The 21,065-nt window shown below is 67.1% G+C and carries 18 protein-coding genes; 6 read left to right on the plus strand and 12 right to left on the minus strand.

The window, feature by feature from the left end; genetic code table 11:
• Positions 1–17: 17 nt before the first annotated feature.
• The 11 genes from JR065_RS05745 to JR065_RS05795 form a co-directional block, all read right to left on the minus strand.
• On the minus strand, positions 18–869 hold the full coding sequence (locus JR065_RS05745; RefSeq protein ID WP_206232929.1) for a hypothetical protein: 852 nt from the start codon (positions 867–869) through the stop codon (positions 18–20).
• A gap of 116 nt (positions 870–985) precedes the next feature.
• Entirely contained in the window at positions 986–1,921 is a 936-nt protein-coding gene (locus tag JR065_RS05750) for a hypothetical protein (protein ID WP_206232931.1), read from the minus strand.
• Positions 1,922–1,948: 27 nt separating this feature from the next.
• A complete protein-coding gene (locus JR065_RS05755) occupies positions 1,949–2,875 on the minus strand; it encodes a hypothetical protein (protein WP_206232933.1) in 927 nt (308 codons plus the stop codon).
• Between the two features lie 202 nt (positions 2,876–3,077).
• Positions 3,078–3,875: a hypothetical protein gene (locus JR065_RS05760; RefSeq protein WP_206232934.1), complete on the minus strand. Its 798-nt coding sequence runs from the start codon at positions 3,873–3,875 to the stop codon at positions 3,078–3,080.
• A gap of 337 nt (positions 3,876–4,212) precedes the next feature.
• Positions 4,213–5,136 carry a hypothetical protein gene (locus JR065_RS05765; RefSeq protein WP_206232936.1) on the minus strand — a complete coding sequence of 308 codons (924 nt, stop codon included), beginning with the start codon at positions 5,134–5,136 and terminating at the stop codon, positions 4,213–4,215.
• A 207-nt stretch (positions 5,137–5,343) separates the two neighbouring features.
• Complete coding sequence (locus JR065_RS05770) at positions 5,344–6,270, minus strand: hypothetical protein (RefSeq protein WP_206232937.1); 927 nt, start codon at positions 6,268–6,270, stop codon at positions 5,344–5,346.
• Between the two features lie 130 nt (positions 6,271–6,400).
• Positions 6,401–7,327 (minus strand): hypothetical protein, encoded by a 927-nt coding sequence (locus JR065_RS05775; RefSeq protein WP_206232939.1) that lies wholly within the window; start codon positions 7,325–7,327, stop codon positions 6,401–6,403.
• Between the two features lie 545 nt (positions 7,328–7,872).
• Positions 7,873–8,634, minus strand: coding sequence for a pimeloyl-ACP methyl ester esterase BioH (bioH, locus tag JR065_RS05780; RefSeq protein ID WP_206232940.1), 762 nt, complete (start codon positions 8,632–8,634; stop codon positions 7,873–7,875).
• A gap of 52 nt (positions 8,635–8,686) precedes the next feature.
• On the minus strand, positions 8,687–9,040 hold the full coding sequence (locus JR065_RS05785; RefSeq protein WP_206232942.1) for a DUF7079 family protein: 354 nt from the start codon (positions 9,038–9,040) through the stop codon (positions 8,687–8,689).
• A complete protein-coding gene (bioF, locus tag JR065_RS05790) occupies positions 9,037–10,242 on the minus strand; it encodes an 8-amino-7-oxononanoate synthase (RefSeq protein WP_206232943.1) in 1,206 nt (401 codons plus the stop codon). Before bioF ends, JR065_RS05785 begins: the two co-directional genes overlap by 4 nt.
• A gap of 263 nt (positions 10,243–10,505) precedes the next feature.
• The gene (locus JR065_RS05795) at positions 10,506–11,288 is read right to left on the minus strand and encodes a hypothetical protein (protein WP_206232945.1); all 783 of its coding nucleotides are present in this window, start codon (positions 11,286–11,288) and stop codon (positions 10,506–10,508) included.
• A 199-nt stretch (positions 11,289–11,487) separates the two neighbouring features.
• Here JR065_RS05795 and JR065_RS05800 point away from each other — a divergent pair, with 199 nt between their 5' ends.
• The 6 genes from JR065_RS05800 to JR065_RS05825 all read left to right on the plus strand — a co-directional run bounded on the left by JR065_RS05800 (position 11,488) and on the right by JR065_RS05825 (position 19,816).
• Positions 11,488–12,366, plus strand: coding sequence for a M15 family metallopeptidase (locus JR065_RS05800; protein ID WP_206232946.1), 879 nt, complete (start codon positions 11,488–11,490; stop codon positions 12,364–12,366).
• A 109-nt stretch (positions 12,367–12,475) separates the two neighbouring features.
• A complete protein-coding gene (locus tag JR065_RS05805; RefSeq protein ID WP_206232948.1) occupies positions 12,476–12,736 on the plus strand; it encodes a PAAR domain-containing protein in 261 nt (86 codons plus the stop codon).
• 59 nt (positions 12,737–12,795) lie between these two features.
• The gene (locus tag JR065_RS05810) at positions 12,796–14,286 is read left to right on the plus strand and encodes a hypothetical protein (protein ID WP_206232950.1); all 1,491 of its coding nucleotides are present in this window, start codon (positions 12,796–12,798) and stop codon (positions 14,284–14,286) included.
• 15 nt (positions 14,287–14,301) lie between these two features.
• Positions 14,302–18,045 carry a type VI secretion system membrane subunit TssM gene (gene tssM / locus JR065_RS05815; RefSeq protein ID WP_206232951.1) on the plus strand — a complete coding sequence of 1,248 codons (3,744 nt, stop codon included), beginning with the start codon at positions 14,302–14,304 and terminating at the stop codon, positions 18,043–18,045.
• Positions 18,042–19,025, plus strand: coding sequence for a type VI secretion system-associated protein TagF (tagF, locus tag JR065_RS05820; RefSeq protein WP_206232953.1), 984 nt, complete (start codon positions 18,042–18,044; stop codon positions 19,023–19,025). Before tssM ends, tagF begins: the two co-directional genes overlap by 4 nt.
• The gene (locus JR065_RS05825) at positions 19,022–19,816 is read left to right on the plus strand and encodes an OmpA family protein (protein WP_206232954.1); all 795 of its coding nucleotides are present in this window, start codon (positions 19,022–19,024) and stop codon (positions 19,814–19,816) included. The genes tagF and JR065_RS05825 overlap by 4 nt, the downstream gene beginning before the upstream one ends.
• Positions 19,817–19,865: 49 nt before the next feature.
• Here JR065_RS05825 and tssA read toward each other — a convergent pair whose 3' ends face one another.
• On the minus strand, positions 19,866–20,939 hold the full coding sequence (tssA, locus tag JR065_RS05830) for a type VI secretion system protein TssA (RefSeq protein WP_206232956.1): 1,074 nt from the start codon (positions 20,937–20,939) through the stop codon (positions 19,866–19,868).
• Positions 20,940–21,065 lie beyond the last annotated feature (126 nt).

Here is a 21,065-nt window from a genome sequence, read left to right on the forward strand (position 1 = left end):
CAGCCGAAGTGGTCGGGTCAGTCGATTTGCAGGCAACGCTTCCAGCTGGAGCCATCGAACTCCATGACGTCCTTGGGCCCGATGGACCACATGACCCCGTCGGCGGCGCTCAGGTGATAGCAGGTCCGCGGCGCGTCGTCGCCGAAATCGACGGGGATGAGCTTGCCGTCCTCGAGCCGATAGACGAGATGGCTGGAAGCCACGTACACCTGCCCGTCGAACACTTCCATGCCCCAGAGATCTTCCCGCGTGCTTTCATGTTCGATCACTTCCCATTGATCATCGCGTCCGCGCAGCAACGTGCCGAGTTGGCCGCAGGCATAGGCGAAGCCATCTGGGGCACAGCGGACCTTGTACAGCGCCAGCTTGGTGGGGCTCTTCTGTTGGGTGAAGACGGAGCCGTCGTATTTCCAGATCTCGCCTTCCCAACCGACCGTGTAGATTTCCTGCTCGCTGAACCCATCGATGGATTCGAAGCTGGTGTCGGTGATCGGCGTGTCGCCGACCTGGGCGCTGTGGTCGATGCATCGCCACTGGTCTTCGCCATCGCGGACGTAGGCTTGGCGGCAGGTGCCCACGGCGTAGGCGCGGCCTTTGCCGATGCCACGGATTTCGCGAAGCGGGCCGCGCTTCTTCGGGTCTACGCCGCAGCTTGCGATGGGCGCCTCTTCCTTTACCACGCCGCCGCCACTGGCTTCTAACGATCCATCGATGCCCAACGTCAGAGAACGTTCGGCCGGCACATGGCAGACCGTCCCGGAACAGGCAAGCCATGGCACTGTGCCGGCGTACCAGGTTCCACGATACAGCGTGTAAAGAATCGAATCTATGTAACCTTCACTGATGGCGTCGTCGTGCGTAGCAATCAAGTAGCTGAGGTCTGAATGACGAACGACGCCAGTACTGATGCTGAGGCCGCTAAATACTGGGTCTCGAGGGTCCAAAGTTGATTTCCATTTTGTGAATAGATTGATGAGGCAGCCGGTCAGCCGATTCGCACGCACCGCTTCCAGTTGGAGCCATCGAACTCCATGACGTCCTTCGGCCCGATGGACCACATGACCCCATCGGCCGCGCTCAGGTGATAGCAAGTCTGCGGCGCGTCGTCGCCGAAATCGACGGGGATGAGCTTGCCGCCTTCGAGTCGATAGACGAGGTGGCTGGAAGACACGTACAGCTGCCCGTCGAACACTTCCATGCCCCACAGGTCTTCCCGCGTGCTTCCATGTTCGATCGCTTCCCATTGATCACCGCGTCCGCGCAGCAAAGTGCCGAGCTGGCCGCAGGCATAGGCGAAGCCATCTGGGGCACAGCGGACCTTGTACAGCGCCAGCTTGGTGGGGCTCTTCTGTTGGGTGAAGACGGAGCCGTCGTACTTCCAGATCTCGCCTTCCCAGCCGACGGTGTAGATTTCCTGCTCGCTGAATCCGTCGATCGACTCGAAACTCGTGTCGGTGATCGGCGTGTCGCCGACCTGGGCGCTGTGGTCGATGCATCGCCACTGATTTTCGCCATCGCGGACGTAGGCTTGGCGGCAGGTGCCTACGGCGTAGGCGCGGCCTTTGGCGACACCGCGGATTTCACGAAGCGGACCGCGCTTCTTCGGATCGACGCCGCAGCCCGCGATGGCCTCTACGTTTACCGTGCCGCCGCCACTGGCTTCTACTGATCCATCGATGCCCAGCATCAGGTAGCGCTCGGCCGGTACATGGCAGACCGTTCCGGAGCAGGCAAGCCACGGCACTGTGTCAGCGCCCCAGATTTCACGATCTAGAGTGATCAGAATTGAATCTGTGTAACCTTCGCTTGTAGCGGCGTCGTGCGTGGCAATCAAATAGCTGAGGTCTGAGTAGCGAACGACGCCAGTACTAATGCTGAGGCCGCTGAATCCTGGGGCATGAGGGTCCAAGTTGACTTCCATTCGTGAGGGAATCAAAGGGATGGCCGATCAGTCGATTTGCAGACACCGCTTCCATTTCGAGCCGTCGAACTCCATGACGTCCTTGGGCCCGATGGACCACATGATCCCGTCGGCCGCACTTAGGTGATAGCAAGTACTTGGTGCATCGTCGCCGAAATCGACGGGCGTGAGCTTGCCGTCCTCAAGGCGATAGACGAAATGGGTGGAAGAGACGTACAACTGTCCGTCGAACACCTCCATGCCCCAGAGATCTTCCCGGGTGCTTTCGTGCTCGATCACTTCCCATTGGTCATCGCGCCCCCGGAGCAAAGTGCCGAGCTGGCCGCAGGCATAGGCGAACCCATCCGGCGCGCAGCGAACCTTGTACAGAGACAGGGTGGTCGGGCTCTTCTGCTGGGTGAAGACCGAGCCGTCGTACTTCCAGATCTCGCCGTCCCAGCCGACCGTGTAGATTTCCTGCTCGCTGAACCCGTCGATGGATTCGAAGCTGGTGTAATAGATAGGGGTATCACCGACTTGAGCACTCTGATCAATGCATCTCCACTGATCTTCGCCATCACGAACATAGGCCTGTCGGCACGTTCCCACGGCGTAGGCCCGGCCTTTGGCGATGCCGCGTATTTCGCGAAGCGGGCCACGTTTCTTGGGATCTACACCGCAGCTTGCGATGGGTGCCTCTTCCTTTGTACCGCCGCCGCCACTGGCTTCTATCGATCCATCTGTGCCCAACGTCAGAGAGCGTTCGGCCGGCACATGGCAGACCGTTCCGGAACAGGCAAGCCATTTCACCGTACCGGCACCCCAGTTTCCACGGTACAGGGTGAACAATATCGACCCTGTGTAACCCTCGGCGATAGAAAGGTCGTTCGTGGTAATCAAATAGCTGAGGTCAGAGTAGCGAACGGTTCCAGTAGCAATGCTTAGTCCGCTGAATCGTCGGTCATGAGTGTCCATGTTGGTTTTGTTCTCCTTGCGTTAATGATTGGGCGCCAGCGAAAAATTTTCCCACAGCCTTGTTGCGCGATGTGGTTCGCCGAGCCGGGCGGATTGGATCTGTTGTTCCTTGCCGAAGCGCTCGAGCAAGGATTGAGGAAATATCGCTGGCATCGCGAAGACTCGCGTAGAAGCGCGAAGCAAGGCAACCGGAATGGCCGGATCAGTCGATCTGCAGGCACCGCTTCCAGTTGGAGCCGTCGAACTCCATGACGTCCTTGGGCCCGATGGACCACATGATCCCGTCGGCCGCGCTCAGGTGATAGCAGGTCTGCGGCGCGTCGTCGCCGAAATCGACGGGGATGAGCTTGCCGTCCTCGAGTCGATAGACGAGGTGGCTGGAAGACACGTACAGCTGCCCATCGAACACTTCCATGCCCCAGAGGTCTTCTTTGGTGCTTCCGTGCTCGATCGCTTCCCATTGGTCATCGCGTCCCCGAAGCAACGTGCCGAGCTGGCCGCAGGCATAGGCGAAACCGTCCGGTGCGCAGCGGACCTTGTACAGCGCCAGTTCGGTCGGGCTCTTCTGCTGGATGAAGACGGAGCCGTCGTACTTCCAGATTTCGCCTTCCCAGCCGACCGTGTAGATTTCCTGCTCGCTGAACCCGTCGATGGATTCGAAGCTGGTGTCGGTGATCGGCGTGTCGCCGACCTGGGCGCTGTGGTCGATGCATCGCCACTGATCTTCGCCATCGCGGACATAGGCCTGCCGGCAGGTGCCCACGGCATAGGCGCGCCCTTTGGCGATGCCGCGTACTTCACGAAGAGGACCGCGCTTTCTCGGGTCTGCTCCGCAATTGGCGATGGCCTCTGCTTTTCTAGTGCCGCCGCCACTGGCTTCCACCGATCCATCGATGCCCAGCATCAGGTGGCGCTCGGCCGGCACATGGCAGACCGTTCCGGAGCAGGCGAGCCATGGCACTGTGCCGGCATACATGGTTCCACGATACAGAGTGAACAATATCGAATCTGCGTAACCCTCGCTGCTAGCGGCGTCATGCGTTGCAATCAAATAGCTGAGGTCTGAGTGGCGAACGGTTCCAGTAGCAATGCTGAGTCCACTGAGTCGTGGGTCTCGAGGGTCCATGCTGCTCTCCTTGTGTGAGCAATAACGGGCGGGTGCGCGAGCGAACTTTCGGCCCCAGCATTCCGCGCTGACGTGGATCGCCGATCACGGCATGATGGTATCGGTATCCTTGCCAGGGTCTTGGGCAAGTTGAGTGGAGAATGATGCCTGCGGTGAATCGGCGAAGAACTCGCGCGCAGCATCGCAGAGCAGGTCGGGTCGGCGGGCTGGGTCAGTCGATTCGCAGACACCGCTTCCAGTTCGATCCGTCGAACTCCATGACGTCCTTGGGCCCGATGGACCACATGATCCCGTCAGCGGCGCTCAGGTGATAGCAGGTCTGCGGCGCGTCGTCGCCGAAATCGACGGGGATGAGCTTGCCGTCCTCGAGTCGATGGACGAGGTGGCTGGAAGACACGTACAGCTGCCCATCGAACACTTCCATGCCCCAGAGGTCTTCTTTGGTGCTTCCGTGCTCGATCGCTTCCCATTGGTCATCGCGTCCCCGAAGCAAAGTGCCGAGCTGGCCGCAGGCATAGGCGAAGCCGTCCGGTGCGCAGCGGACCTTGTACAGCGCCAGTTCGGTCGGGCTCTTCTGCTGGGTGAAGACGGAGCCGTCGTATTTCCAGATCTCGCCTTCCCAACCGACCGTGTAGATTTCCTGCTCGCTGAACCCGTCGATCGACTCGAAACTCGTGTCGGTGATCGGCGTGTCGCCGACCTGGGCGCTGTGGTCGATGCATCGCCATTGGTCTTCGCCATCGCGGACATAGGCCTGACGGCAGGTGCCCACGGCGTAGGCGCGGCCCTTGGCGATGCCACGGATTTCGCGAAGCGGGCCGCGCTTCTTCGGGTCGACGCCGCAGCCCGCGATGGCCTCTACGTTTACCGTGCCGCCGCCACTGGCTTCTACTGATCCATCGGTGCCCAACATCAGGTAGCGTTCAACCGGCACATGGCAGACCGTTCCGGAGCAGGCAAGCCATGGCACTGTATCGGCATACCAGGTCCCACGATCCAGATTGAACAGTATCGAACCTGTGTAGCCCTCGCTGATGGAGAGATCGTTCGTGGTAATCAAATAGCTGAGGTCTGAGTAGCGAACGGTTCCAGTGGCAATGCTGAGTCCGCTGAATCCTGGGTCTAGGGGGTCCATGTTGGTTTCCTGATGTGAGTAGTGACGCCCGGGCGCGCTAGCGAAACCTCGGTCGCGGCCTTCGTGCGCTGATGTGGTCGCCGATCACGGACATGTTGGCGATCCGTCTTTGCCGGGGGTCTTGGGCAAACTGAGACCGGCATTGATGTCCTGCGGTAACTCGGTGCGCCTGCATGGGCAGCGCGGAGCGGCCGGTCGGTGGGGGGGTCAGTCGATCTGCAGGCACCGCTTCCAGTTCGAGCCGTCGAACTCCATGACGTCCTTGGGCCCGATGGACCACATGATCCCGTCAGCGGCGCTCAGGTGATAGCAGGTCTGCGGCGCGTCGTCGCCGAAATCGACGGGGATGAGCTTGCCGTCCTCGAATCGATAGACGAGGTGGCTGGAAGACACGTACAGCTGCCCGTCGAACACTTCCATGCCCCAGAGGTCTTCTTTGGTGCTTCCGTGCTCGATCGCTTCCCATTGGTCATCGCGTCCCCGAAGCAACGTGCCGAGCTGGCCGCAGGCATAGGCGAAGCCGTCCGGTGCGCAGCGGACCTTGTACAGCGCCAGTTCGGTCGGGCTCTTCTGCTGGGTGAAGACGGAGCCGTCGTATTTCCAGATCTCGCCTTCCCAACCGACCGTGTAGATTTCCTGCTCGCTGAACCCGTCGATGGATTCGAAGCTGGTGTCGGTGATCGGCGTGTCGCCGACCTGGGCGCTGTGGTCGATGCATCGCCATTGGTCTTCGCCATCGCGGACGTAGGCCTGGCGACAGGTGCCCACGGCGTAGGCGCGACCTTTGGCGACACCGCGGATTTCACGAAGCGGGCCGCGCTTTTCCGGGTCGATGCCGCAGCTTGCGATGGTTGCTTCTTCCTTTATCGCGCCGCCGCCGCTGGCTCGTATCGATCCATTGGCGCCCAGCACCAGGTAACGTTCGGCGGGCACGTGGCAGACCGTTCCGGAGCATGCAAGCCATGGCACTGTGCCGGCGCCCCAGTTGCCACGGTACAAAGTGAACAGTATCGATCCTGTGTGACCCTCGCTGATGGAGAGGTCGTTCGTGGTGATCAAATAGCTGAGGTCCGAATAGCGAACGACGCCAGTGGCAATGCTGAGTCCGCTGAATCGTCGGTCTTGAGTGTCCATGTGATCTACTCTTCCTGTGTTAACGGTCTGACGTCAGCGAGCATTTTCTCACGGCCCTGCTGCGCGATGTGGTCCACCGGTGGGGATGCGTCGGTGTTGATCTGTTGTTCCTTGCCAAAGCGCTTGATGGTCAGTCGATTTGCAGGCACCGCTTCCAGTTCGAGCCGTCGAACTCCATGACGTCCTTGGGCCCGATGGACCACATGATCCCGTCGGCCGCGCTCAGGTGATAGCAGGTCTGCGGCGTATCGTCGCCGAAATCGACGGGGATGAGCTTGCCGCCTTCGAGTCGATAGACGAGGTGGCTGGAAGACACGTACAGCTGCCCGTCGAACACTTCCATGCCCCAGAGGTCTTCCCGCGTGCTTTCATGTTCGATCACTTCCCATCGATCGTCGCGCCCCCGCAGCAACGTGCCGAGCTGGCCGCAGGCATAGGCGAAGCCGTCCGGGGCGCAGCGGACCTTGTACAGCGCCAGCTTGGTCGGGCTCTTCTGCTGGGTGAAGACGGAGCCGTCGTATTTCCAGATCTCGCCTTCCCAGCCGACCGTGTAGATTTCCTGTTCGCTGAATCCGTCGATGGATTCGAAGCTGGTGTCGGTGATCGGCGTGCCGCCGACCTGGGCGCTGTGGTCGATGCATCGCCACTGGCCTTCGCCATCGCGGACGTAGGCTTGGCGGCAGGTGCCCACGGCGTAGGCGCGGCCCTTGGCGATGCCACGGATTTCGCGAAGCGGGCCGCGCTTCTTCGGGTCGACGCCGCAGCTTGCGATGGGCGCTTCTTCCTTTATGACGCCGCCGCCAACGGCTCGTACGGACCCATGGGTGCCCAGCGTCAGGTAACGTTCGGCCGGCACATGGCACACGGTTCCGGAACAGGCAAGCCACGGCACCGTGCCGGCACCCCAAGTGCCACGATCCAGGCCGAACAGTATCGACCCTGTGTAACCCTCGCTGATGGAGAGATCGTTCGTGGTGATCAAATAGCCGAGGTCCGAATAGCGAACGACGCCAGTAGCAATGCTGAGCCCGCTGAATCGTGGGTCTCGGGGGTCCATGCGGGTCTCCTTGTTGAAAAATAACGGCCGGACGCGCTAGCGAACGTATCGGCCACAGCCTTCCGCGCTGATGTGGATCGCCGGTCATGGACATGTCGGCGTTGATAGGTTGGTGCTTGCAACGTCCTTTGCTTTGTCGTGACGCCAGTGCACTGGGCCTTCCATGCGCGTGCGTACAAGTTTATAGCCTTCGCTTCGATCGCGATACGCGTGGTGTTCCAAAACTGCCCGCCACCTGCAAGCGCTCAGGCGTTCAAGCGTCGTCGACCAAGCGCGAGACGTGGCGCCGGTGCATCCGAATGCGGACTCTGCTTGGGCGCGGCGGCTGGCAGCGCTCAAATCGATCGCGTGCGGCCACGCAGTGGCGGCGATAGGGCTTCTCGTGAACGGATTCCAGCGCGCCGGCTTCGATCGTTGTCGAGCCGCCCCGGCCGGTCGCGCGGCTCCTGATGGCCTGCGCTCCGGATGGAGCGGCACTCGCTCGCTCGGGGTGCGCCGCGTGGCTCCCACAGTCATCCGCTGGCGCCAAGTTGGATGCGTACTGCCTAAGGCAACGCGGCGAGGAACTCGCGCAACGCGGTGGCCACTTCGTCGGCATGGCCCAGGAAAGGCGCGTGTCCGCCGCCGGCGACGATCCGCAGCTGCGAGTGCGGCGCCAATGCGGCGGCGGCCTGCAGGCCGGCCGCCGGCACCAGCCGGTCGCGCTGGCCGCCCAGCCACAGGCTGGGCACGCGCAGCGTCGGCAGCGCGCGGCGCAGGTCGGTGCGTTCCAGCAGCGCCAAGCCGTCCTGCAGCGCGCGCGCATCGGGTTCGCCGCGTGCGGTGAGGGTTTCGCGCAGCGTGCGCAGTTCGGCACGCGCATGCGCCGAGCCAAGCGTATCCAGCGCGAGGAAACGGTCCAGCGTGCCGCGGTAGTCCTCGCCAAGATCGTGGCCGAACTGCGCGAACACCTGCGGTTCCACCGCATGCGGCCAATCGCTGCCGCGCACGAAGCGCGGCGTCGCCGCGATCATCGCCAGGCCGCGTACCTGCGGTTGGCTCGCCGCCGCATGCAGCGCGAACAGCCCACCCAGCGACCAACCCAGCCACGCGGCCGGCGGCGTCGCCGCGGCGATCGCGTTGACCACGTGCGGCAGCGCCAGCGGCGTGTCGTCGTCGCGGCTGCGGCCATGGCCGGGCAGGTCCACCAGGTGCAGCCGGTACTGCGCCGCCAGACGTTCGACCAGCGGCGCGAAGATGCCGCCGTGCAATGCCCAGCCGTGCAGCAGGACCAGGTCGGGGCCTTGCCCCAGGGTGTCTATGTGCATCGTCGATCGGGTATGGGAAACGGGAAGCGGGAACGCCAGCGCAGGTGCCGGATCATCGCGATGCGCGCGCGGCGGCGATGCGCGGCAGCAGTTGCCGCCATTGTCGCCGCGGATAGGCGCGGGTGAGCCAGGCCGACACGCGGCGCTGCGCTCGCCGCTGCACGATCGCCTCGCTCAGCCAGTCCACGTCGAAGCCCTGCCATTCGCCGGCGGCCAGCAGCAGGTTCGGCGCCAGGCGCGGGTGCACGTCGTGCAGCAGCATCCGTCGCAGTTCTTCCACTGGGAACGGAGATTGCGCGAGCACGTCGGCCACGTGCGCATGCTGCGCATCGACCGCGGTATCCAGGTACAGCGCGCACAGCGCTTCCCATACCTTGCGTCGTGCCGCAAGGTCCGCGCCGCTCACGCGATGAGGCCGACCGGCTGCGCGGCAAGGCGGTCGCGCGCATGCGCCAGCGCTTCCAGCAACGCCTGCACCTGCGCCGGCGTGTGCAGGGTGGACAGGGTCACGCGCAATCGCGACTTGCCCTCCGGCACGGTCGGCGGGCGGATCGCCGACACCAGGAAGCCGGCCTGCTCCAGCGCCGCCGACAGCGCCAGCGCGCTGGCCTCGTCGCCGCACAGCAGCGGCTGGATCGGCGTGTCCGAGGCCATCAGTTCCAGTCCGTGGCGGCGCGCGCCGCCGCGGAAGGCTTCGATCAGTTCGCCGAGCCGCTCGCGCCGCCACTGGTCGCGCCGCGCCAGCTTGACCGCGGCCAGCGCGGCGGCGGCCTGCGCCGGCGGCAGCGCGGTGGTGTAGAGGTAGGGGCGCGCGGTCTCGGCCAGGTGGCGGATCAGCAGCTCGTCGCCGACCACCACTGCGCCGTAGCCGCCGAGCGCCTTGCCCAGGGTCACCAGCTGCAGCGGCACATCGGCCACGCCCAGGCCGGCGTCGGCGACGCAGCCGCGCCCATGCGGGCCGACCACGCCGACCCCGTGCGCATCGTCGACGTACATCAATGCCTGCTGCATGCGCGCCACCAGGGTCAGCGAGCGCAGCGGGGCGATGTCGCCGTCCATGCTGAACACCCCGTCGGTGGCCAGCATCGCCGCGCCGTCGGGGGTGTGCCGGAGCTGGCGCATCGCGCCTTCGGCGTCCACGTGCGGATAGCGGCGCAGGCGGCAGCCGGCCAGGCGCGTGGCATCGAGCAGGCTGGCGTGGTTGAGCCGGTCCTGCACGCACAGGTCGTCCTCTTCGGACAGCAGCGCCTGCTGCACCGCCAGATTGGCGATGAAGCCGCTGCCGAACAGCAGGCCGCGCGGATAGCCGAGCCAGTCGGCCACTTCGCGTTCCAGCGTCTCGTGCAGGGCGTGGTGGCCGCAGACCAGGTGCGAGGCGGTGGCGCCGGCGCCCTCGCGCGCGGTGGCGTCCTGCAGCGCGGCGATCACTTCGAACTGTTGCGCCAGGCCGAGGTAGTCGTTGCTGCAGAAACCGGTCAGCCAGCGGCCGTCGATCTCCAGGCGCACACCGTCGCGGCGGCCGACGCTACGGCGTACGCGGATGCGGCCCTGCGCCTCGCGCAGCTTGCGCAGGGACTGGATGCGTTCGTGCAGGTCGGGACGGGCCATGGGCGGCGTGGCATGGTCGGGTGGGCTAGCGTACCGCGTCGCCGGCTGCGGCGCGCGGGCGTGGCGACAGGCGGACGGGCTGCGGCAGATGGCCGGCGGGTCGGGGGATTCGGCCGTGGAGGCGGCGTCTCCACTTCCGGACCTGTGCCGCGTTGGTCGCGGCTGAAGCCGCTCCTACAGCAAGCCGGCAGTGGCTGGATCCCTGAGGGCTCGGCGGTGCGAGTGCCGGCGCGGCCGGTTGCAGGTCCTTGCGGTGCGGCGCCTCAGTGCGCCGGGCAGGCCGGATCCTTGCCGGTCAGCGCCGCACAGACCTTCTTGCGGCACTCCAGGCCCGCCATCGTGTTGGCGCCGGGGCACTTGCGCAGTTGGGTCTGCACGTTGGAGCTGGTCGACGCCGAGCGCGAATCGATCGCATCGAACGCCGCATCGGTCTCGGCCGCGTTCTTGCTGTCCTCGGCCTGGATCTTGGCGATCAGCGAATCCATCGATTCGTGTTTTTCCGCCGGCTTTTCGTCGCGCTTGATGATGCCCATCAGCGTAGCCAGCAGATCGCTGTTGTCGGCTGGCGCGCGCTTGCCGTTGGCCGGCGTGGCGCGTGCCTTGCGCTGCGACGCGGACGCGGACGCGGACGCGGCAGCCGGCTTGGCCGGCGCAGGCGCGGCGGCGCTGGCGGCCCCGGTCTCGCTGGCGGCCGCATGGCCGGCCGGTGCGGGCTCGGCCGCGGCGACGGGCAGGCCGTCGAGGGCGCGGGTGGGGTCGTTGGCGGTGTCCTCGACGATCATCGCGCCGCCCTGGACCGGCGCGGCCGTGGCGACGGCCGCCGGTGCGGGACCGGCCGCGGGCGCTGCCGGCTCGGTCGCCGGCACGGTCGTATAGGCGTCGAACTCGGCGTCGGCCTCGGCGCGCCCGGCATTCCAGCGCAGCGCGGCGAACGCCGCGCCCAGCACCGCGATGGCGAGCAGGGCGATCAGCACGATGCGGGTACGGCCTGGTCGCGGCGCCTTGACCCGGACGCTGGCCGGCGCGCTGGTTGCGCGGCCTTCCATATCGGCCAAAATGCGCCCGGTGCCGGACGGCTGCGTCTGTCCCTGGCCCGAAAGGAGACTCGGGCGATTTAATCCGCCATTATTCAAGTGCAATCCAGCCCTTGTTCGGCGAGCGCCGGGATTCGTCCATATTTCATTCTAGTGCCTGGCGCCGGCCCGTCAACAGCAGTGGAATCAGCAGCATAGTCAGGGGGATGTAGTGGGTGTCGTCGTTGCGGGCGTCGTGGTTTTCCTGCTGGTGGTGTCCATCGCCTGCTGGCTGCTGCTGTTTCCGGAGGCGCTGGAGCGGGTGCAGGCCTGGTTCGGCACCCGGCTGCGCGGCCTGCGGCAGGGCGCGGGACGGGTCGGCCAGCGCGTGAGCCGCAGCGCCGGCGGGGTCGGCGAGGGGGTGCGCGGCGGGCTCGGCGGGGTGACGGATTTCCTGCGGCGTCATCGCTGGGTCATCCTCTGCACGCTGCTGTTGGTGCTGGTGCCGCCGATCGCGATCCTTCTGGTCCGGCAGAACGTGGTGCTGGAGGATTTCCGCGCCGAGGACATGAGCGAGTCCAGCAGCATGGTGGCGCAGCTGCTGCGCGGCGAGCGCCTGGTGCCGCCGCCGGCGCCGCCGCCGGAGGTGTTCACCACCGAGGAGATCCGCCGCACCCGCCCGGAGATCGTCACCGCCGACCGGCGCTGGGAGAGCATCGACGCCGACCTGCAGCAGCGCGTGCTCGCGATCTACGAGGTCATGCGGCGCCAGTACGGCTACGAGATGGTGCTGGTGGAGGGCTACCGCAGCCCGGAACGCCAGGCCGAGCTGATGGGCGGCGGCCGCGCCACCCGCGCCGGCGCCTGGCAGAGCTGCCACCAGTACGGCCTGGCGGTGGACAGCGCGCCGCTGCGCGACGGCAAGCTGCAGTGGGACATGGGCGACCCGTGGACCAAGCGCGCCTACTTCCTCTACGGCGAACTGGCCCAGCAGGCCGGGCTGGAGTGGGGCGGCAACTGGCGCAGCATCAAGGACTACGTCCACGTGGAGAAGCTGGAGGCCTGCCGCAGCGCCCGCGCCGCCAAGCGCGCCGAACTGGCCGGAGGGTGAGCCGGCAATGAACTCCTGCTATCTTCTCCCCACGGCGGCGACCGCGCCGCCACGGGGACGAAGGGCGGCGACGGACCGGCCCCGGGGAACGACCATGGAGGCAGTACTGATGTCACGACCTTTCATTCTGGTGGGCGACAAGCTCGATCACGGCGGCAGTGTGGTCGTCGGTTCGGCCGAGACCGACGTGGACGGCAAGCCGGTGGCGAGGATCGGCGACAAGGCCGTGTGCAGCGTGCACGGCCCGACCGAGATCGCCAGCGGCGACGCCACGGTGATGATCGACGGCAAGCCGGTGGCGCGCCACGGGGACAAGACCGCATGTGGCGCTACACTGATCTCCACGCAGGGAACGACCGGCATCGGATGACGAGGCAAGCTGCTTCGGCTCCCGTCGATGCCTAATCCACTCATGGAGCGAGAACGCTAATGTCCGGAATCCTTCGGAACGTGTTGTCCGCCGCCGCGATGTTCGGCGTGGCATGGGGCGGCTCGATCTTCTATTGGCGCAGCAGCGGCACCACGCCCAGCGGCATGGAGATGCTGACCTACCTGGGCATCCTGCCCGCCGGCCTGCTCGGCGGCAGCTGGCTGCTGCGCGACATGGGCCGGCGCGCCCTGTCGCGTGCCGCCGACGCCGCCGACAGCGCCGCGGCCAAGGCCGCCGAGCGCAGCGGTTCCAAGGCGGCCGCGGCCACGTCGGCGTCGCCCGAACAGCCGGTGGCGCCGGCCGCCGGCTCCGCGCCGGCCCTGCTCGCCGGCGCGGTGAACCTGGCCCTGGGGCAGCAGCCGCAGGCTATCCTCGCGCTGCGCGGCAACCTGCCGCGGCCCGGCCTGCACAAGCAGTTCCGCGACCAGGATGGGCTGCCGGTGTTCGCGGTGCAGGTGCCGGAGTTGGACGCCGAGGACGTGGCCGACGCGATGCTCGCCTCGGCGGCGCTGCCGTCCGACCCCGGCGAACGATTGCTGGAGCACCACAAGCGCGCCATCGCCCTGCTCGAGCCGGTCGCCGACGCGCTGTTGCTGGAGGCCGCGCAGGCGCTGCCGGCGTTGCCCGAGGCGCAGGACCGCGTGGTGGCCGGGTTGCGCCACCGCCTCGAGGCGCAGGTGCACAACGTGCTGCGCATCGAGCTGTGGCTGCCCGCGGACTGGCCGGCCTCGCTGCGCCAGGCGCTGGGCGACTGGACCCTGGCGCGTGCCGGCGAGCAAGGCCTGGATCCGCGCCGCTTCGGCGTGGAAGTGATCCCGATGGAGGGCGCCGACGACGCATGGCCGCGGCTGGAGCGGCTGGCGCGCGGGGCCGATGCGCCGGCCGACGGCTGGCAGCTGATCCTGGCCTGCCACTCGTCCATCGGCCAGGCGCAGGTCGAGCAGATGCTCGAAAGCGGGCGGCTGATGACTCGCCGCGCGCCCGACGGCCGCGTGCCCGGCGAAGGCGCCAGCGGCATCCTGCTGGCGAGCGGGCCCGGCGCCGCCGGCGACGTGGTGCTGCATCCGCTGCAGCGCATCGCCCTGCCGCTGGATCGCGGCGCCAAGGCCGGCGCGCGGCTGACCGGCGAGCTGGCGACGCAGACCCTGGAGCGCGCCGCGCTGGCGCCCGCGCAGGTGGACCTGGTGCTCAGCGACGCCGACCACCGCGCCACGCTGTCGGCCGAGGCCGCCGCCGCCGCGCTGATCGCCTGCCCCGACCTGGACACCGCCGCGCAATGCCTGCCGCTGGCGACCGCCACCGGCGACCTGGCCGCGGTGCAGCCGCTGGCGCTGCTCGCGCTCGCCCATGCCCATGTCGCCGCCGGGCAGCAAGCGGCGTTGGTGCTGGGCGTGGACCAGGCAGGTTCGCGCATCGCCACCGTCGTCAGTCCCCGTCCTTCCTCCCAGCCAGTTACCGACGCCGGCGCCATGCCGGCGTCCGCCGCCTAACCGGAACAGCGCCCGATGTTTAGCAATCTCAGGTATTACCTTCGCGACTACCGCCTCTGGATGGTCCTCGGCTTGCTCGCCGCCGGCGCGGTCGCCTACTTCGGCGCCGAAGGATTGCGCGAGATCGGCGTGTGGGCGGCGGTCGCGCTGGCGGTGTGCCTGCTGATATGGCTCATGGTGTGGATCGTGCGCCGGATCATGGCCCGCCGCGCGGCGCGCAGCCTGGACGCGATGGTGCAGGGCGAGGCCGACCGCGCGGTCGCCGCCTCGCAACCGGCCACCCGCGCCGACACCGAGGCGCTGCGCTCGCGCATGTTCGAGGCGGTCAAGGCGATCAAGTCCTCGCGCCTGGGCGTGCTCAAGGGCAAGGCGGCGCTGTACGAACTGCCGTGGTACGTGATCATCGGCAATCCGGCCGCCGGCAAGAGCACCGCGATCCTCAATTCGGGCCTGCAGTTCCCGTTCGAGGACAACCGCGGCAACGTGGTCCAGGGCATCGGCGGCACCCGCAACTGCGACTGGTACTTCACCACCACCGGCATCGTGCTCGACACCGCCGGCCGCTACTCGGTCAGCGTCGAAGACCGCCTGGAATGGCTCACCTTCCTCGGCCTGCTGAAGAAGCACCGGCCGCGCGCGCCGATCAACGGCGTCATCATCGCCGTCAGCATCGCCGAGCTGTCCGGCAGCAAGCCCGAGTTCGCGATCGAACTGGCCAAGAACCTGCGCCAGCGCGTGCAGGAAATCACCGAGCGCCTGGAAGTGTTCGCGCCGGTGTACGTGGTGTTCACCAAGGCCGACCTGATCGCCGGCTTCTCCGAGTTCTTCCACAATCTGGATCCGGCCGAGCGCGAGAACGTGTGGGGCGCGACCCTGCCCTACGATCCGACCGCTGAGACCGACGCGCTGGCCGCGTTCGACACCCATTTCGACGAGCTGGCCGAAGGCGTCAAGGAAATGAGCCTGGCGCACATGGCGATGCAGCGCGGGCGCCAGGTGTCGCCCGGCCTGCTGACCCTGCCGCTGGAGTTCGTCGGCATCAAGCCGGCGCTGCGCACCTTCATCGCCACGCTGTTCGAAGAGAACCCCTACCAGTTCAAGCCGGTGTTCCGCGGCTTCTACTTCAGCAGCGCGCTGCAGGAAGGCCATTCCGTGCACCACGCCTCCGAGCGGGTGAGCCGCCAGTTCGCGCTGCAGGCGCGCGCGCAGTCGGGCGAGGCGGCGCCGTCGGGGCAGACCGCGTACTTCCTGAAGGATCTGTTCCGCAAGGTCATCTTCGCCGACAAGCAACTCGTACGGCAGTATTCCAGTCCGCACCAGAACCGCCTGCGCTACGGCGTGTTCCTCGGCGCGGTCGGCGTGCTGGCGCTGGCGCTGGGCCTGTGGACCTGGTCGTACACCACCAACGTGCAGCTGGTGAACAACGCCACCAAGGATCTGGACCAGGCCGTGCGCGTGCAGGCCAACCGGGTCGACCTGAAATCGCGCATCGACGCGCTGCTGCTGCTGCAGGACCGCCTGGAGCAGCTGGATCGCTACAAGCAGAAGGGCGGCATCACCACCGGGTTGGGCCTGTACCAGGGCGACAACATCCGCAAGAAGCTGTTGGCCGAGTACTACCACGGCATGCGCCAGGTGATGCTCGAGCCGACCACCGCGAGCCTGGAATCGTTCCTTTCGCAGGTGGTCAGCGAGCGCGACCGGCTCGGCAAGCCGGCCGGCCCGCAACAGGCCGCGCAGCAGGACAGCGTGCTGTACCAGGACGCGTCGCCGACCGACACCAACGACGCCTACAACGCGCTCAAGACCTACCTGATGCTGGGCAACCGCAAGTACGTGGAGAACGCGCATCTGGCGCAGCAGCTGACCCTGTTCTGGCGCGGCTGGCTGGACGGCAACCGCGGCCAGATGACCCGCGAGGAGATGACCCGCGCGGCCGAGAAGCTGATGACGTTCTACGTCGCCCACGCCGACGATCCGCAGTGGCCGCAGGTGCAGACCAAGGTCACCCTGGTCAACGACAGCCGCGAGGCGCTGACCCGGGTGATGAAGGGCCAGCCGGCGATGCAGCGCGTGTTCGCGCAGATCAAGGCGCGCGCGGCGGCGCGCTTCCCGACGGTGACGGTCAACTCGCTGATCGGCGAGGAAACCAACAGCGACGCGATCACCGGCAGCTACGCCATTTCCGGCGCGTTCTCGCGCGAGGCATGGGACGAATACGTCAAGGACGCGATCAAGGACGCGGCCACCACGCAGCTCAGCAACACCGACTGGGTGCTCGACACCACCGAGCAGAGCGACCTGTCGCTGGCCGGCAGCCCCGAGCACATCGCGCGCGAGCTGGTGACCTTGTACAAGCAGGAATACGCGCAGGAATGGCGCAAGTTCATGCAGGGCGTCAGCGTCGCGCCGTTCCAGGGTTTCGACCAGGCGCTGTCGCGGATGAACCGCATCGGCGACCCGGCCAATTCGCCGCTGCGCAAGCTGCTGGAGAAGATCAACGAGCAGACCATCTGGGACAACCCGATGGCCGAGGCCTTGTCGAAGAAGGCCTCCGGCGGGTTCGTCGCCTGGTTCCAGCGGGTGATCCTGCGCCGTGATCCGGCCGACGCCGGCAAGGCCGCGCAGCAGCCGGTCGGCCCGATCGGGAAGACCTTCGAGGGCTTGGCGCGGTTGATGACCAAGCGCAAGGACGAGCCGGCGATCATCGATGCGTACTTCGAGACGCTGGCCAAGCTGCGCACGCGCATGAACGCGATCAAGAACCAGGGCCAGGTCGGCGTCGGCGCGCGCAAGCTGATGCAGGACACCTTCAGCAACGAAGGCTCCGAGCTCAGCGCCGCGCTGACCCTGGTCGACGAGCAGATGCTGACCGGACTGGACGACACCCAGCGCGACGCGATGCGTCCGCTGCTGCTGCGGCCGTTAACCCAGACCTTCGCCTCGCTGGTGCCACCGACCGAGAGCGAGGTCAACCGGGTGTGGGCGGCGCAGGTCTACGAACCGTTCCGCGGCGGCATCGGCCAGCAGTATCCGTTCAACCTCAATTCGGACGTGGATGCCGCGCCCGGCGACGTGGCGGCGATCTTCGGCGCCAGCGGCGCGATCGCCTCGTTCAACAAGGACGCGCTCGGCACCCTGGTGATCCAGCGCGGCAACCTGCTCGAATCGCGGCGCTGGGCAGGCATCGGCATCACCTTGTCCAACGAACTGGTGGCCAATTACGGCAATTGGGTCAGCGGCCAGTCCGGTGCGGTGGCGAAGGACGTGACCATCTTCGAGATCCTGCCGACGCCGGCGGTGGGCGCGATCGAATACACCCTCGACATCGACGGCCAGACGCTGCGCTATCGCAACACGCCGCCGCAGTGGGTGACCATGCAGTGGCCGAACGTCGGCTCGGTGCCCGGGTCCAAGATCACTGCGGTCACCAGCGACGGGCGCAGTGTCGAGGTGTTCAACGCGCCCGGCGCCAATGGCTTCGGGCGCCTGATCAACTCCGCGGCCAAGGAACGCGTGGACGACATCAACCGCCTCACCTGGAGCGACCAAGGCGTGTCGATCAGCGTGCAGATGCGCATCGTGCAACGCGCCGGCACCAGCCCCAGCGGCAGCGGCGACTGGCAGCGCGGCCTGCAGCTGCCGGCCACCGTGGCCGGCAGTCCGGCGACGCCGGGCGGGGAAGCGCCGGCCGCCGATACGCCGCCGGCTCCGGCTCCGGCTCCGGCCGCGGCACCCACACAAGGAGGTGGCCAATGAGCCGCGAAGTCAGTGCAGGCGTCTCCTACTTCGGCAAGGTGCCCTCGCGCGGCGATTTCGTGCGCGCGGCGGACAACCACCAGCTGCTCGGCTGGCTGGACCGCTGGGCGGGCCTGAGCGTCGATCTGCTGAGCCAGAACCCGGACTGGAAGCGGCTCTACGACGAGGCGCCGGACATCCACTACGCGTTCCTGGGTTCGCGCAGCAAGATGGTGCTTTGCGGGCACTTCCAGCCCAGCCGCGACGCGTCGCAGCGCCGTTTCCCGTTGTTGTCGGCGATCCGCCTGGAAGCCAGCGAGCCGCTGTCGTTCATCGGCCGCAGCCCGCTGGCGATGTCCAAGGTGTGGTCCGGGCTGTCGCGCATGGCCAAGCAGGCGGTGGCCGCCGACGACGCCGGCCCGACGCTGACCGCGCTGGCCGACACCCGTTACACGCTGAGCACCGAGGCGTCGGCGTACAACGCCACCTTCAACGACTTCCTCGATATCCAGACCGTCGGCTCGATCGAGGCCTTGCTGCGTTCGGCCGGCCACCCCGAGGTGTCGTTGAAGAAGGTGCTGCCGGCGCTGGGCCTGCTGCTGCAGCCGATCCTCACCGGCGGCAACGTGACGGTGGACAAGGCGCTGGAGTTCCCGCTGGTGCAGGACGGGCTGTACCGGCCGCTGCTGGCCGCGTTCTGGCTGGACATCGTCGCCTGCTTCGTCACCCGCGGCGATTTCGAACTGGCGGTGCTGATCCGCAACGACGCCGCGCCGCGCATGCTGGTTGGCTTCAACGGCGCCGACCACCAGGCGCTGCGCGCGGCGCTGGACCCGCGCGAGGCCGGCGATTTCCTGATCCGCGTGCAGGACGCCGACTGGGTCGAGGACTACCTGCACAACGACTACAACCTCAACAAGCTAGCCAGCTATCTGGATCGGGACGACCTGGCATTGAAGACGGCCCGCAAGTTGTTCGGCGAGACTTTCCTGGGGACATGAACATGCGACACCTGAGTGCCAAAGCCCTCGCCCTGAGCGGCCTGATGACCGTGTTCGCCGCCTCCGCGCAGGTCGCCGCGCCCGCCGCGGGCGCGGCCGGCGAACGCCCGGTGATCGTGGAGGGCGTCGTCCCGGATCAGGCCACCAAGGCCCGCATCCTGAAGAACCTGCAGGACGTCTACGGCAGCGCGCGCGTCGTCGACCGGGTGCAGGTCGAATCGATCCCGTCGCCGCCGAACTGGGGCGAGTACGTCGCCAACATGGTGTCGCCGGGACTCAAGCGGGTGTCGGCCGGCAAGCTGGAAGTCAACGGCCAGGCGGTGCGCATCAGCGGGCAGGTGGTCAACGAGGCGCAGCGGCAGCAGGTCGCCAGCGACCTGAGCCTGGCCAGCAACACCTCCTACACGGTGACCAACAGCCTCAAGCTCGGCGGCTCGGAACAGAGCGTGCTGGACCAGACCCTGGGCAACCGCATCATCGAGTTCCAGAGCGGCAGCTCGCGGCTGACGCCGCTGGGCATGAGCATCCTCGACGAGATGGTGGCGAAGATGTCGCAGATGGGCGATGCGCGCTTCCTGATCATCGGCCACACCGACAACGTCGGCCAGCGCGAGAGCAACCTCGCGCTGAGCCAGGCGCGGGCGCAGGCGGTGAAGACCTACATGGTGCAGAAGGGCATCGACGGCGCGCGCATGAGCGTGCAGGGCAAGGGCCCGGACGAACCGGTGGCCGACAACGCCAGCGCCGACGGACGCGCGCGTAACCGGCGCATCCAGTTCAAGATCCAGTAGCCGTCGCACGCCGTCCCCACGGCGTGCGGGACGGCGCGGGCCTGGACGCCTACTGGTCCAGGTTCTGGTTGACGTCCAGCATCTCTTCCATCTGGTTGAGCACGCTGTCGTCCTTGATCACCCGCTTCAACCACACGTGCAGCGGCATCTCGCCCCAGCGCGCGGCCTTTTCCGCCAGGTAGGCGACAGGGCTGTGCGGCTCGGTGCGGCGGAAGAATTCGGCGACCTGGCGCAACTGCGCCAGCGCCTCCTTGCGCGTGGTCGGCGCGCCGCCCGGCGCGCGCGGCGCGGCAGGTGCCGACGGCGCCGCATCGCTGGTCATGGCCGAGCCGAATCCGGCGCCCGGCACTTCGTGGTGGCCCGGGTCGGCCGCGCCATCCAACAGCAGCCCGGCGTCGCGGGCGAACCGCGCCACGGTGCGCTGCAGGTGTTCCACCTGCTCGCGCACCGCGCTGAAGCTGGGCCCGTCCACGCCAAGGCGGTCGTCCACCGCCGCCTGCAGCGACTGCAGCGCTTCGGCGCAATCGGGCAGCGCGTCGACCAGCTGCCGGTAGAAATCGTGGGGCGTGTCGCGGCGCGCGGCCTCGAGCAGGTCCAGGCTGGGCTGGCCGTCTTCGTCGCCGGATCCGGGATTGGCGCTGCGGGTATGCGCGGCCTCGAAGTCGTTGAGCCCGAAGCGGCCCTGCGGCCCCGAGGCGATCGGCACCGCGCGCAGCCACTGCAGCGAATTGGTCAGCAGCCAGCTCAGGTTGCCGATGCGCTCCTCGTGGTCGCCATCCACGACCAGCGGATGCACCTCGTCCCAGTAGCGGTCGCACAGCCCGGCGATCAGCCGGTAGCCCAGCGCCAGCCCGGCGAAGCCGTCGATCTGGGTGGTCGCCTCGGTCAGCCAGCCGGCCAGGCGCAGGTCCTTGGTGCGGGTCTGCAACAGGTCGCCGCACTGGCGGGCCACGCTGGACCAGTCCGCGTACTTGATGTCGGTCTGCCACTCGCCCTGGTCCAGGGTCGGATCGTCCGAGCGCCTGGCTTCCTGGATCCGATCGAACTCGATGGAGAAGGACAGGTCTTCGCCGGCCGGCTGATCGTCGGAAATCGGCGCCAGCAGGGCATCCAGATCCAGCATGGCAGTTCTCGTCGTTAGGGGCGCGGAGGATTCTAGCCTGCCTGGCGCGCGGCGGCGGGTCAGATTTTTCTGAAAACGCGGTGGCGGCCGGGGGCGTCGCGGTGCCTGCGCCGCGCGCTGCGCAGG

This window comes from Xanthomonas sp. (genome assembly GCF_017163755.1).
Taxonomy (GTDB): Bacteria; Pseudomonadota; Gammaproteobacteria; order Xanthomonadales; family Xanthomonadaceae; genus Xanthomonas_A.